Annotated in this window: 11 protein-coding genes; 7 read left to right on the top strand and 4 right to left on the bottom strand. The window is 72.7% G+C overall.

Annotated features, from left to right (window positions below; genetic code table 11):
* Window positions 1-170: 170 nt before the first annotated feature.
* The 4 genes from ACIGXJ_RS01670 to ACIGXJ_RS01655 all read right to left on the bottom strand — a co-directional run bounded on the left by ACIGXJ_RS01670 (window position 171) and on the right by ACIGXJ_RS01655 (window position 5,954).
* Window positions 171-2,648, bottom strand: coding sequence for a DUF3488 and DUF4129 domain-containing transglutaminase family protein (locus ACIGXJ_RS01670; RefSeq protein ID WP_399640132.1), 2,478 nt, complete (start codon window positions 2,646-2,648; stop codon window positions 171-173).
* Window positions 2,645-4,072 (bottom strand): DUF58 domain-containing protein, encoded by a 1,428-nt coding sequence (locus ACIGXJ_RS01665; RefSeq protein WP_399640130.1) that lies wholly within the window; start codon window positions 4,070-4,072, stop codon window positions 2,645-2,647. Before ACIGXJ_RS01665 ends, ACIGXJ_RS01670 begins: the two co-directional genes overlap by 4 nt.
* The gene (locus ACIGXJ_RS01660; protein WP_399640127.1) at window positions 4,072-5,106 is read right to left on the bottom strand and encodes an AAA family ATPase; all 1,035 of its coding nucleotides are present in this window, start codon (window positions 5,104-5,106) and stop codon (window positions 4,072-4,074) included. Before ACIGXJ_RS01660 ends, ACIGXJ_RS01665 begins: the two co-directional genes overlap by 1 nt.
* Window positions 5,107-5,402: 296 nt before the next feature.
* Window positions 5,403-5,954: a beta-class carbonic anhydrase gene (locus ACIGXJ_RS01655; protein ID WP_399640125.1), complete on the bottom strand. Its 552-nt coding sequence runs from the start codon at window positions 5,952-5,954 to the stop codon at window positions 5,403-5,405.
* A 269-nt stretch (window positions 5,955-6,223) separates the two neighbouring features.
* On the opposite strand from ACIGXJ_RS01655, the gene rsmH reads away from it, so the two are divergent.
* From rsmH to murD, 7 genes are all read left to right on the top strand, one after another.
* On the top strand, window positions 6,224-7,180 hold the full coding sequence (gene rsmH / locus ACIGXJ_RS01650; protein WP_399640122.1) for a 16S rRNA (cytosine(1402)-N(4))-methyltransferase RsmH: 957 nt from the start codon (window positions 6,224-6,226) through the stop codon (window positions 7,178-7,180).
* An 82-nt stretch (window positions 7,181-7,262) separates the two neighbouring features.
* Window positions 7,263-7,844 (top strand): hypothetical protein, encoded by a 582-nt coding sequence (locus tag ACIGXJ_RS01645; protein ID WP_399640119.1) that lies wholly within the window; start codon window positions 7,263-7,265, stop codon window positions 7,842-7,844.
* A 163-nt stretch (window positions 7,845-8,007) separates the two neighbouring features.
* Window positions 8,008-9,960, top strand: a complete 1,953-nt coding sequence (locus ACIGXJ_RS01640; RefSeq protein WP_399640117.1) for a peptidoglycan D,D-transpeptidase FtsI family protein — start codon at window positions 8,008-8,010, stop codon at window positions 9,958-9,960.
* A gap of 83 nt (window positions 9,961-10,043) precedes the next feature.
* On the top strand, window positions 10,044-11,699 hold the full coding sequence (locus tag ACIGXJ_RS01635) for a UDP-N-acetylmuramoyl-L-alanyl-D-glutamate--2,6-diaminopimelate ligase (RefSeq protein ID WP_399640114.1): 1,656 nt from the start codon (window positions 10,044-10,046) through the stop codon (window positions 11,697-11,699).
* A gap of 4 nt (window positions 11,700-11,703) precedes the next feature.
* Window positions 11,704-13,119 carry a UDP-N-acetylmuramoyl-tripeptide--D-alanyl-D-alanine ligase gene (murF, locus tag ACIGXJ_RS01630; protein WP_399640112.1) on the top strand — a complete coding sequence of 472 codons (1,416 nt, stop codon included), beginning with the start codon at window positions 11,704-11,706 and terminating at the stop codon, window positions 13,117-13,119.
* Window positions 13,119-14,189: a phospho-N-acetylmuramoyl-pentapeptide-transferase gene (mraY, locus tag ACIGXJ_RS01625; protein WP_399642121.1), complete on the top strand. Its 1,071-nt coding sequence runs from the start codon at window positions 13,119-13,121 to the stop codon at window positions 14,187-14,189. The genes murF and mraY overlap by 1 nt, the downstream gene beginning before the upstream one ends.
* Window positions 14,171-15,589, top strand: a complete 1,419-nt coding sequence (murD, locus tag ACIGXJ_RS01620; protein ID WP_399640109.1) for a UDP-N-acetylmuramoyl-L-alanine--D-glutamate ligase — start codon at window positions 14,171-14,173, stop codon at window positions 15,587-15,589. Before mraY ends, murD begins: the two co-directional genes overlap by 19 nt.
* Window positions 15,590-15,596 lie beyond the last annotated feature (7 nt).

Below are 15,596 nucleotides of genomic sequence, written 5' to 3'. Positions count from 1 at the left end.
GGGGGTTGCCGCCCGGGCGGCAACCCCCTCACGCATGCGCTCGGCCCGAGCCCAGTGGCCCGCACCGGCGCGCAGACCGAAGAGCCGGCCCCGGCACGGACACTCCGTGCCGGGGCCGGCTCTGTCTCGCGACTCGGGCGCTGCCCCGACCGCGGTCGGCCGCCGGGCTGTCAGCCGCCGCGCTGTCCCGACGGCCTGCGGACCAGGGCCGTGAGGCGCTCGGCCAGCCGCTCCCGGAACGCCGCCCAGCGGTCGCCGAGCTCCCACACCGCCCGGACGGCCGAACGCGGCGCGACCACCGCACGCACCCGGGTCGACCGGCTGACCCGCGACCGCAGCGCGGCCCTCAGCCCACGCACCTCGTCGGCGAGCCCGGACACGGCCCGCGGCCGGGGCGCGAACAGCACCTGCTCCACCGCGCCCGCCACCCGGTGCACGCCCTGCGCCGCCGCCTCGTCCAGCTGCCCGAGCCGCACGATCCGCTCGGCCGCCTTGCGCGGGGTGAGCGCGTCGTCCGGCGGGATGCCGTAGTCCCAGGCGGTGTCCGTCAGCTCACGCCACACCGCCAGCACATGGCCGGCGGCCGCCTCGGCCGTCTGCGGCGGTGGCACCTGCCCGGGCGACGGCGCCGTCACATCCACGCCGTCGCCGGACGGCCCGGGCGCGGACGAGGCGGTGTGCCGGGCGGACGACAGCCGCACCGCACGCCGTCTGAGCCGGTACAGCATCGGCGCCAGTGGCAGCACGACCAGCGCGAGACCCAGCAGCACCCACCCGGTGACCTGGTACCAGAACGGCCCCTCGCCCTCGGTCGTGCCCGGGTCCAGCGGCAGTGCGCCCGCGCAGGCCTCCAGCCGCTTGTCCTCCGCCGAGCAGCTGGAGCTCTCCGACGGCTCCGCGGACGGCGCCGCGCCACTCGGCCGGGCGTTGTCCGGCAGCTCGGGGTCACTGCTGTCGGGCGCGTCCGGGACGGTGTACGGCGGGGTCGACCCACGGGTCGGGGTCGGCTCGAAGCGGGTCCAGCCCACGCCCTCGAAGTACAGCTCCGGCCAGGCGTGCGCGTCCCGCAGGCCCACCGTCACCGTCCGGTCGGCCTGCGGGGTGCCCGGCGCGAAACCGACCGCGACACGGGCCGGGATGCCCAGCGAGCGGGCCATCGTGGCCATCGCGAAGGAGTAGTGCACACAGAAGCCCCGCTTGTCCCGCAGGAAGCGGGCGAGGGCCTCCCGGTCGTCGCCGACCTCGACCTCGGTGTCGTACTGGAAGCCGCCCGTCAGGGCGAAGTACTCCTGGAGCGCGACCGCCTGCTCGTACGGGTTCCTCGCGTCCGCGGTGACCTCCTGGGCCGTGCTCTCCACCACCGACGGCAGCGAGTCGGGCAGCTCGGTGTACTGGCGCTCGATCGAGGACGGCGGCTCGGGGGACTCGGCCAGCTGGCGGGCCGTGGGACGCACCTCCAGGCTGCGCACCTCGTACGTCTTGCCCTGGGTGTTCTCGCTGCGGTCGCCGACCACCGTCATCCCGATCGGCTCGTAGCGCCAGCGCCCGTCGATGTCGACGCCGCTCGGCGGGTACGGCATCGGCAGCCAGTCCTGCGCGTACCAGTCGGCGGCGGCGATCCGGGTGCGCACCTCGGTGCGCGGGATGTCCGGGCGCAGACCGGTCGGAGCGGGGAACTCGTCGGGCACGTCGACGACCCGTCGCTTGGCGGGCCGCCAGGTGGTGCCGTCGAACTCGTCCAGGGACACGATCCGCAGATACATGCTGGACACGTCCTCGGAGTCGGTGCGCAGCACCAGTACCGTGCGGTCCTCGTCCACGTTCAGGCTGTCGCGCAGCGACACCAGGGGGTTGACCGCGGAGATGGTGCCGCCGCCCCCGCCGCCGGAGCCCACGCCCGCGCCGGCCGCGTCCAGCAGGCCGCCGTTCATCGCGGGCAGCGCCAGCGGCACCACCAGGGCGATGCCCAGCGCGACGGCGCCGATCCGCCGGCCGGTGCGCACCGGGGCCACCGCACCTCCGGCGTCGGTGAGGGTGCCGGGGGAGCGCGGGGCGCCGGTGAAGACCCGGCCCCACTGGGAGAGCCGGTCGCGGCCCTCGGCCAGCAGCAGCGTCAGATAGCCCAGCGCGGCGAGCACGAACCACACCCAGCCGCCGGCGCCGTCCGCGAGGCCCGCCGCCACCGAGTACAGCGCCAGCAGCGGAAGACCGGCCGGGGCCGCGCTGCGGAAGGTCACCGCCAGGGCGTCCACCATCAGGCCGATCAGCAGCACCCCGCCGACCAGCATCAGCTGGATGCCGTCCGACAGCGGCGCCGGGATCGCGTACCGCTCGACGTCCTGTGTGCCCTGCTCGAGGAGGTCGGCGAAGCGCTGGAACGCCTGCGGGCCCGGGACGAACCCGGCGAGGGCCTGGGCACTCGCGAAGGACAGGGTGAGCAGCAGCAGGGAGGCGAGTGCCTGCGCGGCGACGGTCAGCGCCCGCGCGAGCGGCACCCGCCGCGCGAGGGCGCCGACGCCCGACTGCACCGCCAGCAGCAGCGCCGCGTGCATCAGCCAGGCCGGTGTGTCGACCAGCGGCAGCAGGGCGCAGGACGTCAGCAGGGTCGCGGCGAGGGCGCACAGGGCCATGCGAGCGCGGCTGCTCATGAGCGCACCTCCCCGTGGGCGCTTCGCACCGGATGCGGGTCGTCGTGCGCTCGGCGCGCAGTTCCGGGTGTCCCCGGGGGCGCCGCCCCGAAGCCGCCCGAACGGGCCTGGTCGGCCTGGCGCCACAGGTCGGCCGGCGTCACGCCGCGCGGTACGGCGACGGCCGTCCAGCCGGACTCGCGCAGGAGGCGCAGGCGCTCCTCGGTGCGGTCGGCTGCGGCCGGGACGTCGTACGGCTCGCGGGTCCAGGTGCCGCTGTCCAGCACGAAGGCGAGGGCGCCGCCGCTGCGGCGGCTCATCTTGGCGGCGACGGCTGCCTGCGCCTCGTCCAGGTCGCCGAAGAACGCGACCAGCAGACCCTCGTTCCCGCCGCGCAGCACGTCGTAGGCGCGGGACAGGCCGGTGCCGTCGGAGTGGTCGATCACCGCGAGGGTGTCCATCATCAGCCCGGCCGCGTCCGCCGACTCCTGGCTGGCGCCCGCGAAGCCGTCGGCGCCCTCGCCCGGGACGGAGCTGCCGGTGTCCGTGAGCAGCCGGACCGAGAAGCCCCGCTCCAGCATGTGCACCAACACCGACGCGGTGCCCGATACGGCCCACTCGAACGCGGAGTCGGGGCCCGCGCCGCGGAAGGCGAGCGCGCGGGTGTCCAGCAGGACCGTGCAGCGGGAGCGCTGCGGCTGTTCCTCGCGGCGCACCATCAGCTCGCCGTAGCGGGCGGTGGAGCGCCAGTGGACGCGGCGCAGGTCGTCGCCGTAGCGGTAGCCGCGCGGGATGACGTCGTCCTCGCCGGCCAGCGCCAGCGAGCGCTGCCGCCCGTCGCCGTACCCGGTGGCCTCACCGGTGAGCCGCACAGGCGGCAGCGGCTCCACGCGCGGGATGACCGTGAGCGTGTCGTACGTCGAGAAGGAGCGGGTCAGTTCGCACATGCCGAACGGGTCGGTCAGGCGCAGCTGGAGCGGGCCCAGCGGGTAGCGGCCGCGCAGGTCGGAGCGGACCCGGTAGGACACCTCGCGGCGGCCACCCGCCTCGACCCGGTCGAGGACGAAACGCGGGCGCGGGCCGAGGACGTAGGGGACCCGGTCCTGGAGCATCAGCAGGCCGGTGGGCAGCCGCGAGACGTTGTCCATGCGCAGGTGGACGCGGGCCTCGGAGCCGGCCGGCACGCGTGCGGGGGAGAGCCGGCGGCTGCCGGCCACCCGGTAGCGGGTGCGGTAGAGGACGGTCGCGCACACCAGCGGCAGCACGGCGAGCAGCAAACCGACGCGCAGCAGGTCGCTCTGGCCGAGGACGTAGGCGCACACGGCGGCCGCGACACCGGCGGCCAGGAAGGACCGCCCGCGGGTGGTCAGCCCGGCCAGCGCGGTGCGCATCGCGCCCTTGCCGCCGTTCTCCGCCTCCGCGTGGCTCATCCCCGTCGCGGTCATCACAGCCTCCGCGGCGGCTGCTGCGGGTAGGCCGGAGCGGCGCCGCCCAGGCCGTAGCCGTGCTGCTGGGGAGCCTGGGGCACCGGGGTGTGCTGGAGGATCTCCTGGACGACCTGCTCGGCGGTACGGCGGTTCAGCTGGGCCTGCGCGGTCGGCAGCAGTCGGTGCGCCAGGACGGCGACGGCGAGGGCCTGGATGTCGTCCGGCAGCGCGTACTCCCGGCCACTCAGGGCGGCGGACGCCTTCGCCGCGCGCAGCAGATGCAGCGTGGCGCGCGGGGAGGCGCCGAGTCTGAGGTCGGGGTGGGTGCGGGTGGCGGCGACCAGGTCGACGGCGTAGCGCCGGACGGTGTCGGCGACGTGGACGCCGCGCACGGCTTCGACCAGCTTCACGATGTCGTGCGCGTGGGCGACCGGCTGGAGGTCGTCCAGCGGGCTCACCCCGCCGTGGATGTCGAGCATCTGCAGCTCGGCCTCGGGGCTGGGATAGCCGATGGAGACCCGGGCCATGAACCGGTCGCGCTGGGCCTCGGGCAGCGGGTAGGTGCCCTCCATCTCGACCGGGTTCTGGGTGGCCACCACCATGAAGGGGCTCGGCAGCTCGTAGGTCTGGCCGTCGATGGTGACCTGGCGCTCCTCCATGGACTCCAGGAGCGCCGACTGGGTCTTGGGCGAGGCGCGGTTGATCTCGTCGCCGATGACGATCTGCGCGAAGATCGCGCCCGGCTTGAACTCGAAGTCCCGGCGCTGCTGGTCCCAGATGGACACACCGGTGATGTCGGAGGGCAGCAGGTCGGGCGTGAACTGGATGCGCCGCACCGAGCAGTCGATGGACCGGGCCAGTGTCTTGGCCAGCATCGTCTTGCCCACGCCGGGGACATCCTCGATCAGCAGATGTCCCTCGGCGAGCAGCACGGTCAGCGAAAGCCGGACGACCTCGGGCTTGCCCTCGATCACCTCTTCCACCGAGCGGCGCACCCGATCCACGGTGGCAGTCAGATCAGTGAGGCTCGCTCGATCGTCATAGGTCGTCACCCGGCCCTCCTCGGCCCGTTTCTTTGCCCGGGCCGACGCTTCTCGACGCGAGACCGGCCCCACCCGAAACACGGACGGCGCGCTGGAAAAGTTCCGCGTGACGTCACAACGGCATTCTTGTTGCCGTTACCGGTTCGTGTCACTCGACTGTGGACAACTGGCCGCGATATGTCGGTTCTTAGGAGCTTTTGTGCCCGGAAGAACCTGGAATCGGCGAAGAACGGGCCTCCGGCTCCGGATCAGTGCGTCCGGCTCCGGATCAGCCCTCCGGCCGCGGATCAGGCATCCGTCCCGGATCAGGCCCCGGGGTCGATCTCGCGCAGCAGGCCCGTCTTCACGTCGAACACGAAACCGCGCACGTCGTCGGTGTGGAGCAGGAACGGCGAGGTGCGCACCTTCTGCATCGACTGACGGACGTCCTGGTCGACGTCGCGGAACGCCTCCACCGCCCACGCGGGACGCTGGCCGACCTCCATCTCCAGGTCGTGCCGGAACTCCTCGGTGAGGGTCTCCAGGCCGCACCCGGTGTGGTGGATCAGGACCACGCTGCGGGTGCCGAGGGCGCGCTGGCTGATGGTGAGCGAGCGGATCACGTCGTCGGTGACCACACCGCCGGCGTTGCGGATGGTGTGACAGTCACCGAGCTGCAGGCCGAGTGCCGCGTGGAGGTCGAGACGGGCGTCCATGCAGGCCACGACGGCGACCTTGAGGACGGGGCGGGCGTCCATCCCGGGGTCGGTGAAGGCGGCGGCGTACTGCTCGTTCGCCTCGACCAGACGGTCGGTGACCGTACCGACGCGGGTTATGGAGCCCTCGGAGCCGGCGGGGAGCGATGCAGAAGTCGTCATGGGGACGACGTTACTGGTCACCTGTGGCCGGGGCCTGTTGTGAGAGCGGACAAAGAACGCCATTGAGTTCTTGTTGTGAGGCAATGCACAGCCGGCGCGTGAGCCGGTCCGCAGGGCTCCGCCGCCACGCGCGGGCCGGTTGATTGACCGCCACACGGGGTGGACTAAAGTGACGCGAAGCGGGAGGCGAGTCTTTCCCTGCTTTTTTCCGTCACGAGAGGGCGGGGACCCGGCGGTGCGTACGGCCCCGCCGACCTGAGAGGGCCCCCTTGAGCAACAGTCGACACGTCCCGGTGATGCTCCAGCGGTGCCTGGACCTGTTGGCCCCCGCCCTGCAGCAGCCCGGAGCGGTGGTCGTCGACTGCACCCTCGGTCTCGGCGGCCACAGCGAGGCGCTCCTGACGCGGTTCCCCGAAGCCCGGCTCGTCGCGCTCGACCGCGACAAGGAGGCGCTGCGGCTGTCCGGCGAGCGCCTCGCGCCCTATGGGGAGCGCGCCACCCTGGTGCACGCCGTCTACGACGAGCTGCCCGAGGTGCTGGGCCGGCTCGGCATCCCGCGCGTGCAGGGCGTGCTGTTCGACCTCGGCGTCTCCTCCATGCAGCTCGACGAGGCCGACCGCGGCTTCGCCTACGCGCAGGACGCGCCGCTCGACATGCGCATGGACCAGACGACCGGGATCAGCGCCGCCGAGGTCCTCAACACCTACCCGGCCGGTGAACTCGTCCGGATCCTGCGGGCGTACGGCGAGGAGAAGCAGGCCAAGCGGATCGTGGCGGCCGTCGTGCGCGAGCGCGAGAAGGAGCCCTTCAGCAACAGCGCCCGGCTGGTGGAGGTCATCCGGGACGCGCTGCCGCAGGCCGCCAAGCGCACCGGCGGCAACCCGGCCAAGCGCACCTTCCAGGCGCTGCGCATCGAGGTCAACGGCGAGCTGTCCGTCCTGGAGCGGGCGATCCCGGCCGCGGTGAAGGCCCTCGCACTCGGCGGGCGTGTCGCCGTGCTGTCGTACCACTCGCTGGAGGACCGGCTGGTCAAGCAGGTCTTCGCGGCCGGCGCCGCCACCACCGCCCCGCCCGGACTGCCCGTCGTGCCCGAGCGCTACCAGCCCCGGCTCAAGCTGCTCACGCGCGGTGCCGAACTTCCCACCGAGGAGGAGGTCGCCGAGAACAAGCGGGCGGCCCCGGCGCGACTGCGCGGTGCCGAGCGCATCAGGGAGGACGTGGAGTGAGTCGGGCGAAGGGGCGGGCGCCTGGGTTGGAGAGTCCAACTCACCAGGCCGGCGGGGTCAGCACTGGCGGACGGGAGGCCCGGTGAGCAGGAAACCCGAGCTGAAGGGCCGGGCCGCCCGGCTCGCGCGGCTGCTGCCCTCCGGGTCCGGGCAGGCCGCGCGCACCCCCTTCGTCCTGCTGGTGGTGCTGCTGCTCGGCGGCGGCCTCATCGGCCTGCTCGTGCTGAACTCCGCGCTCAGCGAGGGCTCCTTCCGGCTGGACGACCTGCAGAAGGCCACCAAGGACCTCACCGACCAGGAGCAGGCCCTCCAGCGCGACATCGACGCCTACTCCGCCCCCGACGCGCTCCAGCGCCGCGCCCGTGAGCTGGGCATGGTCCCCGGCGGCGACCCGGCCTTCCTCAACCCCGACGGCACGGTCAAGGGCGTCCCGTCCCCGGCCCCCACCCCGGAGGAAGCCGTCGCCGGCAGCCCGCTGGTCCTGGCGCCGGAGGCCATGCCCGTGGCAGGCCCCTCCGTGTCCGGCACGTCCGCCGACACGGCCCCTGCGTCGGACCTCTCCGGCACGTCCGCCGACACGGCCCCTGCGTCGGACCTCTCCGGCACGTCCGCCGACACGGACGCGCCGTCGGACGCGCAGACCCCGGCAGGTGCGGGGTGGTGACGCGGAACGGGCCCTCGGCCCGCCGCACCCGGCCCGGACCGCCAAGCCCGGTGACGGCGGCGCCCGCCCGCCCGCCGCGGCGCCGCACCGCGCGCGGCACCCACGACCTCGGGGCCCCGCTCATCGGCCCCCTCACGCCCTCGACCCCCGGCAGGTGACGGAAGTGACCGACAGGGAACCGCCGCGTCGACGGGTGCCCGGGCCCGCACGGCCCGTACGGCCCGCGGGGCGCAGGCCGGCGGGTGCCGGAGCGCGCGCCGGGCGTCCCGTGCGCCGCCCGGCCGTGCCGCGGCCGCTGAGGCTCGGCAGCCCCCGGCCCCGGCTGCGGATGGTCGGGCTGGCGCTGACGCTGGTCATGGCCGCCTTCGTCGTACGGCTGCTGCAGGTGCAGGCCGTGGACGCGAGTACGTACGCCGCGAAGGCCGAGCAGAACCGGTATGTGGGGCAGGTGCTCGCCGCCGAGCGCGGCGAGATCACCGACCGGACCGGCGTGGCGCTCGCGACCAGCGTGGACGCGTACGACATCACGGCCGACCCCACGCTGTTCAACCGCGAGGCGCTCAAGATCGACGACGGGCCCGAGCAGGCGGCCGCGCTGCTCGCGCCGATCCTCGGCCAGGAGCAGGCGGACCTCGTCGCGAAGCTGCGGCCCGCGAACAAGGAGCTGCGCTACGCGCTGCTTGCCCACCGGCAGACCCCGCTGGTCTGGCAGCAGATCAAGGACCTGAAGTCGGCGCTGGCCACGAAGGCCGAGACCGACCCGGCCACCGTCAACGTGCTGGCCGGTGTCCTGGCCGTGCCCAGCAGCAAGCGCGTGTACCCCAACGGGGACCTCGCCGCCGGGATACTGGGCTGGGTCAACGCCGAGGGCAAGGGCGGCGGGGGCATCGAGCAGCAGCTGGACGAGCAGCTCGCCGGCAAGGACGGCAAGATCCGCTACGCCCAGTCCGGCGGCCGTCAGGTGCCCACGGCCGGCTCCACCGAGACCCCGGCCGTGCCCGGCTCGGACATCGAGCTGACCATCGACCGCGACATCCAGTGGGCCGCGCAGAACGCCATCAGCGAGCAGGTGAAGAAGTCCAAGGCCGACCGCGGCTACGTCATCGTCCAGGACACCCGCACCGGCGAGATCCTCGCCATGGCCAACGCGCCCGGCTTCGACCCCAATGACCTCAGCAAGGCCGACCCGGACGCCCTGGCCAACGCGGCCCTCCTCGACGCCTACGAGCCCGGCTCCACCGCGAAGGTCATCTCCATGGCCGCCGTACTGGAGGAGGGCGTGGCCACCCCCGAGACGCATGTGATCGTGCCGAACCGGCTGCACCGCGGCGACCGCCTGTTCAAGGACGACATCGACCACGAGACCTGGTACCTCACGCTGAACGGCGTGCTCGCCAAGTCCAGCAACATCGGCACCATCCTCGCCACCGGCCAGCTCGGCAAGACCCAGCCGGAGGCCAACGAGGTCCTCTACTCCTACCTGCGCAAGTTCGGCCTCGGCAGCTACACCGGGCTCGGCTTCCCCGGCGAGACCAAGGGCATCCTCGCCCCTCCGGACAAGTGGTCCACCTCGCAGCAGTACACGATTCCTTTCGGCCAGGGCGTGTCCATCAACGCCATGCAGGCCGCCTCCGTCTACTCGACCATCGCCAACGGCGGCGTCCGCGTCGAGCCGACACTGGTGCGCGGCACCAAGGGCGCGGACGGACGCTTCACGCCCGCTCCCGAGCCCGCGAAGAAGCGGGTCATCAGCGAGAAGACGGCGAAGACGCTCGCCCGGATGCTGGAGTCGGTCGTCGACGACGAGGAGGGCACCGGCAACAAGGCGCGCATCCCCGGCTACCGGGTGGCGGGCAAGACCGGCACGGCCAACCGCGTGGATCCGGCCACCGGCCAGTACCGCGGGTACACGTCCTCCTTCGCCGGGTTCGCGCCCGCCGACAAGCCTCGTATCACCGTCTACTGCGCGATCCAGAACGCCACCGAGGGCGACTACTTCGGCGGCCAGATCTGCGGACCGATCTACAAACAGGTCATGGAGTTCGCGCTGAAGACGCTCCAGGTGCCGCCCACCGGAGCCGCCCCCGCCAGACTGCCCGTCTCCTACGCGCCCTGACGGGCACCCGACCCGCATCCGACCCACGACCCGCCCCGCACCCGACGCCATCTGATCAGCACTGAACAGCCAGGAACGAGCTCGTGACAACGATCACCCCCGATCCCGGGAACCAGAGCGCCCCCCGCCCCTCGCTTCGCCCCGGAGCGGGTGAGCCCGGTACGCTCACCGCCGTGCCACACGCTGATCAGTCCCGAACCACCCAGAAGGGCGCTCCCGTGACCTACCCGGGACCGCCGCGACCGGCCCAGGTGCCCGCAACACCCCTCGCGGACCTCGCCGGCCGGCTGGGTGCCCCCGCGCCCGACGGCGCCGCCGAGGTCACGGGCATCACCCACGACTCGCGCGCCGTCCGCCCCGGCGACCTGTACGCCGCCCTGCCCGGGGCCCGGGCGCACGGCGCCGACTTCGTCGCGCAGGCGGCCGGGCTGGGCGCCGCGGCCGTGCTGACCGACCCGTCCGGCGCCGAGCGCGCCGCCGCGACGGGCCTGCCGGTGCTGGTGGTGGACGACCCGCGGGCCCGGATGGGCGAGCTGGCCGCCGAGATCTACGGCCGCCCCGGCGAGGACCTGCTCCAGATCGGCATCACCGGCACCTCCGGCAAGACCACCACCGCCTACCTCGTCGAGGGCGGTCTGCGCACGGCCCGCTCCACCGGCCTCATCGGCACGGTCGAGATGCGCATCGGCGACGAGCGCATCAAGTCCGAACGCACCACCCCCGAAGCCACCGACCTGCAGGCCCTGTTCGCGGTGATGCGCGAACGCGGCGTCGAGGCGGTCGCCATGGAGGTCTCCAGCCACGCCCTGGTGCTCGGCCGGGTCGACGGCTGCGTGTTCGACATCGCCGTGTTCACCAACCTCAGCCCGGAGCACATGGAGTTCCACTCCGACATGGAGGACTACTTCCGGGCCAAGGCGCAGCTGTTCACGCCGAAACGCAGCAAACGGGGCGTCGTCAACCTCGACGACGAGTACGGCCGCAGGCTCGCCGTGGAGGCGACCGTCCCGGTCGTCACCTACTCCGCCGAGGGCCACCCCGACGCCGACTGGCGCGCCGAGGGCGTCGAAGTCGGCCCCATGGACTCCACGTTCACCGTGACCGGCCCGAACGGCGAGCGCCTCACCGCCAGGTCGCCGCTGCCCGGCACCTTCAACGTCGCCAACACCCTCGCCGCGATCGTCGCCCTGGCCACCGCCGGCCTGGACCCGCAGACCGCCGCCGACGGCGTCGCCGCCGTGCCGGGCGTGCCCGGCCGCCTGGAGCGGGTGGACGCCGGACAGGGCTATCTCGCCGTCGTCGACTACGCCCACAAGACCGACGCCGTCGAGTCGGTGCTGAAGGCGCTGCGCAAGGTCACCAAGGGCCGGCTGCACGTCGTCCTCGGCTGCGGCGGCGACCGCGACACCACCAAGCGCGCCCCGATGGGCGCCGCCGCGGCCCGGTTCGCCGACACGGCCGTACTGACCTCCGACAATCCCCGCTCCGAGGACCCCCTCGCGATCCTCGCGACCATGCTCCAGGGCGCGGCGTCCGTGCCGGCGCACGAGCGCGGCGAGGTGCTCCTCTTCGAGGACCGCGCGGCCGCGATCGCCGCCGCCGTCCAGCGCGCGCACCCCGGGGACACCGTGCTCGTCGCGGGCAAGGGCCACGAGCAGGGCCAGGACATCGCCGGGGTGGTCCGTCCCTTCGACGACCGCCAGGTGCTTCGCGAAGCTATCCAGAAGACCCAGGGATGAACTTGTGATCGCCCTCTCTCTCGCCGAGATCGCAGAAGTCGTCGGCGGGCAGACGTACGACATACCGGATCCGGCCGTCCAGGTCACGGGACCCGTCGTCCGGGACTCCCGTGAGGTGGTGCCCGGCAGCCTGTTCGTCGCCTTCGTCGGCGAACGCGTCGACGGCCACGACTTCGCGGCCGCCGTCGTCGAGGCGGGCGCCGCCGCCGTACTGGCCTCCCGGCCGGTCGGGGTGCCCGCGATCGTCGTCGACGACGTGCAGGCCGCGCTCGGTGCTCTCGCCCGTCATGTCGTGACCCGCCTCGGCGCGACCCTCGTGGCCCTCACCGGCTCCGCGGGCAAGACCAGCACCAAGGACCTGATCGCCCAGGTGCTCCAGCACAGGGCGCCGACCGTGTGGACGCCGGGCTCGCTCAACAACGAGATCGGGCTGCCGCTGACGGCGCTGTCCGCCACCGAGGAGACGAAGTTCCTCGTGCTGGAGATGGGCGCCCGCGGCATCGGCCACATCCGCTACCTCACCGAGCTGACGCCCCCGAGGATCGGCCTGGTGCTCAACGTCGGCACCGCCCACATCGGCGAGTTCGGCGGCCGCGAGCAGATCGCCCAGGCCAAGGGCGAGTTGGTGGAGGCCCTGCCCACCGCCGAGGACGGCGGCACGGCCGTGCTCAACGCCGACGACCCGCTGGTGCGCGCCATGGCCTCCCGTACGAAGGCGAAGGTGCTCTTCTTCGGCGAGAGCGACGAAGCGGACGTACGCGCCGAGAACGTACGACTCACGGACACCGGACAGCCCTCCTTCACCCTTCACACACCCTCCGGGTGCAGCGATGTGACCATGCGCCTGTACGGTGAGCACCACGTGTCGAACGCGCTCGCCGCGGCCGCCGTCGCCCATGAGCTGGGCATGTCCGCGGAAGAGATCGCCACCGCGCTCTCCCAGGCGGGCTCCCTCTCCCGCTGGCGGATGGAGGTCACCGAGCGCCCGGACGGCGTGACGATCGTCAACGACGCCTACAACGCGAACCCCGAGTCCATGAAGGCCGCCCTGCGCGCGCTGGCGGCGATGGGCAGGGGGCGTCGCACGTGGGCGGTGCTCGGCAAGATGGCCGAGCTGGGGGACGAGGCGCTCGCCGAGCACGACGCGGTCGGACGGCTCGCCGTCCGGCTCAACGTCAGCAAGCTCGTCGCGGTCGGGGGGATCGAAGCCTCCTGGCTGCAACTGGGCGCATATAACGAGGGTTCGTGGGGTGAGGAGTCGGTGCACGTGTCCGACGCACAGGCGGCGGTCGACCTGTTGCGCAGCGAGCTGCGCCCGGGGGACGTCGTACTCGTGAAGGCGTCCCGTTCGGTCGGGCTCGAGAGCGTTGCCCAGGCGCTGCTCGAGACCGGTGCCGAGGGTGAGGTTGCCGCCCGATGATGAAGCAGATCCTGTTCGCCGGCGTCATCGGTCTGTTCCTGACGCTGGTCGGCACGCCGCTGCTGATCAAGCTGCTGGCCCGCAAGGGCTACGGCCAGTACATCCGTGACGACGGCCCGCGCGAGCACGCCAGCAAGCGCGGTACGCCGACCATGGGCGGTATCGCCTTCATCCTGGCCACGGTCGCCGCCTACTTCCTGTCCAAGGTCATCACGGGCTACTCGCCGACCTTCTCCGGTCTGCTGGTGCTCGGTCTGATGGTCGGCATGGGCCTGGTCGGCTTCCTGGACGACTACATCAAGATCGTGAAGCGGCGTTCGCTGGGTCTGCGGGCCAAGGCGAAGATGGCCGGACAGCTGATCGTCGGCATCGCCTTCGCGGTGCTGTCGCTGCAGTTCGCCGACAACCGCGGCAACACCCCGGCCTCCACCAAGCTGTCGTTCATCACCGACTTCGGCTGGACGATCGGCCCGGTGCTGTTCGTGGTCTGGGCGCTGTTCATGATCCTGGCGATGTCGAACGGTGTGAACCTGACGGACGGTCTGGACGGTCTGGCCACCGGCGCCTCGGTGCTCGTCTTCGGCGCCTACACGTTCATCGGCGTGTGGCAGTTCCAGGAGTCGTGCGCGAACGCCCAGACGCTCACGAACCCAGGTGCCTGTTACGAGGTGCGCGACCCGCTCGACCTCGCGGTGGTCGCCTCGGCGCTGATGGGCGCCTGCCTCGGCTTCCTGTGGTGGAACACGTCGCCGGCCAAGATCTTCATGGGTGACACCGGTTCGCTGGCGCTCGGCGGTGTGCTCGCCGGTCTGGCGATCTGCTCGCGCACCGAGCTTCTGATCGCGATCCTCGGTGGTCTGTTCGTCCTGATCACCATGTCGGTGGTCATCCAGGTCGGCTCGTTCCGCCTGACCGGCAAGCGCGTCTTCCGGATGGCGCCGCTTCAGCACCACTTCGAACTCAAGGGCTGGTCCGAGGTCCTCGTGGTGGTCCGTTTCTGGATCATCCAGGGCATCTGTGTGATCGTCGGACTGGGCCTCTTCTACGCGGGATGGGCAGCGGACAAGTGACCGACTGGCAGGGGAAGAACGTCACCGTCGCCGGGCTCGGCGTCTCCGGCGTCCCGGCGGCCAAGGTGCTGCACGGGCTCGGCGCGCAGGTCACCGTCGTCAACGACGGCGACGACGAGCGGGCCCGCGCCCAGGCCGCCGAGCTCCGGGCGCTGGGCGTCACCGTGCGGCTCGGTGACGGCGACACCCTGCCCGAGGGCGCCGAGCTGGTCGTCACCGCGCCCGGCTGGAAGCCGGACAAGCCGCTGTTCGCGGCGGCCCACGAGGCCGGCGTCGAGATCTGGGGCGACGTCGAGCTGGCCTGGCGGCTGCGCGGCCCGGACGCGGCGCCCTGGCTGTGCGTGACCGGCACCAACGGCAAGACCACCACCACGCAGATGCTGGCGTCGATCCTGAAGGCCGCCGGGCTGCGCACGGCCGCCGTCGGCAACATCGGTGTCTCCCTGCTGGACGCGGTCCTCGGCGAGGAGAAGTACGACGTGCTCGCCGTGGAGCTCTCCAGCTACCAGCTGCACTGGGCGCCCTCCCTGCGCGCCCACTCCGCCGCCGTCCTGAACCTCGCCCCGGACCACCTCGACTGGCACGGCTCGATGGAGGCGTACGCGCGCGACAAGGGCCGGATCTACGAGGGCAATCGCGTCGCCTGCGTCTACAACGTGGCCGACAAGGCCACCGAGGACCTGGTGCGCGAGGCCGACGTCGAGGAGGGCTGCCGGGCCATCGGCTTCGCCCTCGGCACGCCCGGCCCCTCCCAACTCGGCGTGGTGGACGGCATCCTGGTCGACCGCGCCTTCGTGGAGAACCGGCAGAAGAACGCCCAGGAGCTCGCCGAGGTCTCGGACGTCGACCCGCCGGCCCCGCACAACATCGCCAACGCCCTTGCCGCGGCGGCCCTCGCGCGCGCCTTCGGGGTGCCCGCCGGGGCCGTACGGGACGGTCTGCGGGCCTTCACCCCGGACGCCCACCGCATCGCGCACGTCGCCGACGTGGCCGGCGTGGCGTACGTCGACGACTCCAAGGCCACCAACACGCACGCCGCGCAAGCCTCGTTGGCGTCGTACCCGTCGATCGTGTGGATCGCGGGCGGCCTCGCGAAGGGCGCGACCTTCGACGAGCTGGTCGCGGGGGCGGCCGAGCGGCTGCGGGGCGTCGTGCTGATCGGTGCCGATCGGGCGCTGATCCGCGAGGCGCTGACGCGACACGCCCCGGAAGTACCCGTCGTCGACCTCGACCGGACCGACACTGGGGCGATGCTCCAGGCCGTCCAGGAGGCCCAGCGGCTCGCGCAGCCCGGCGACACCGTGCTCCTCGCCCCCGCCTGCGCCTCGATGGACATGTTCACCAACTACAACAAGCGCGGTGACGCGTTCGCGGAGGCGGTTCGCGAACTCGGCTCCTGACCGACGC

Source organism: Streptomyces sp. NPDC053367, assembly GCF_044545925.1.
Taxonomy (GTDB): domain Bacteria; phylum Actinomycetota; class Actinomycetes; order Streptomycetales; family Streptomycetaceae; genus Streptomyces.
Note: the sequence above shows the minus strand (reverse complement) of the source record. Positions and strands in the feature narration are given on the sequence as shown.

Coding starts and splice junctions, on each gene's coding strand:
- ACIGXJ_RS01670 (WP_399640132.1), bottom strand. CDS start 2,648: ATGAGCAGCCGCGCTCGCATGGCCCTGTGCGCCCTCGCCGCGACCCTG.
- murD (WP_399640109.1), top strand. CDS start 14,171: ATGGGCAGCGGACAAGTGACCGACTGGCAGGGGAAGAACGTCACCGTC.
- ACIGXJ_RS01655 (WP_399640125.1), bottom strand. CDS start 5,954: ATGACGACTTCTGCATCGCTCCCCGCCGGCTCCGAGGGCTCCATAACC.
- mraY (WP_399642121.1), top strand. CDS start 13,119: ATGAAGCAGATCCTGTTCGCCGGCGTCATCGGTCTGTTCCTGACGCTG.
- ACIGXJ_RS01665 (WP_399640130.1), bottom strand. CDS start 4,072: ATGACCGCGACGGGGATGAGCCACGCGGAGGCGGAGAACGGCGGCAAG.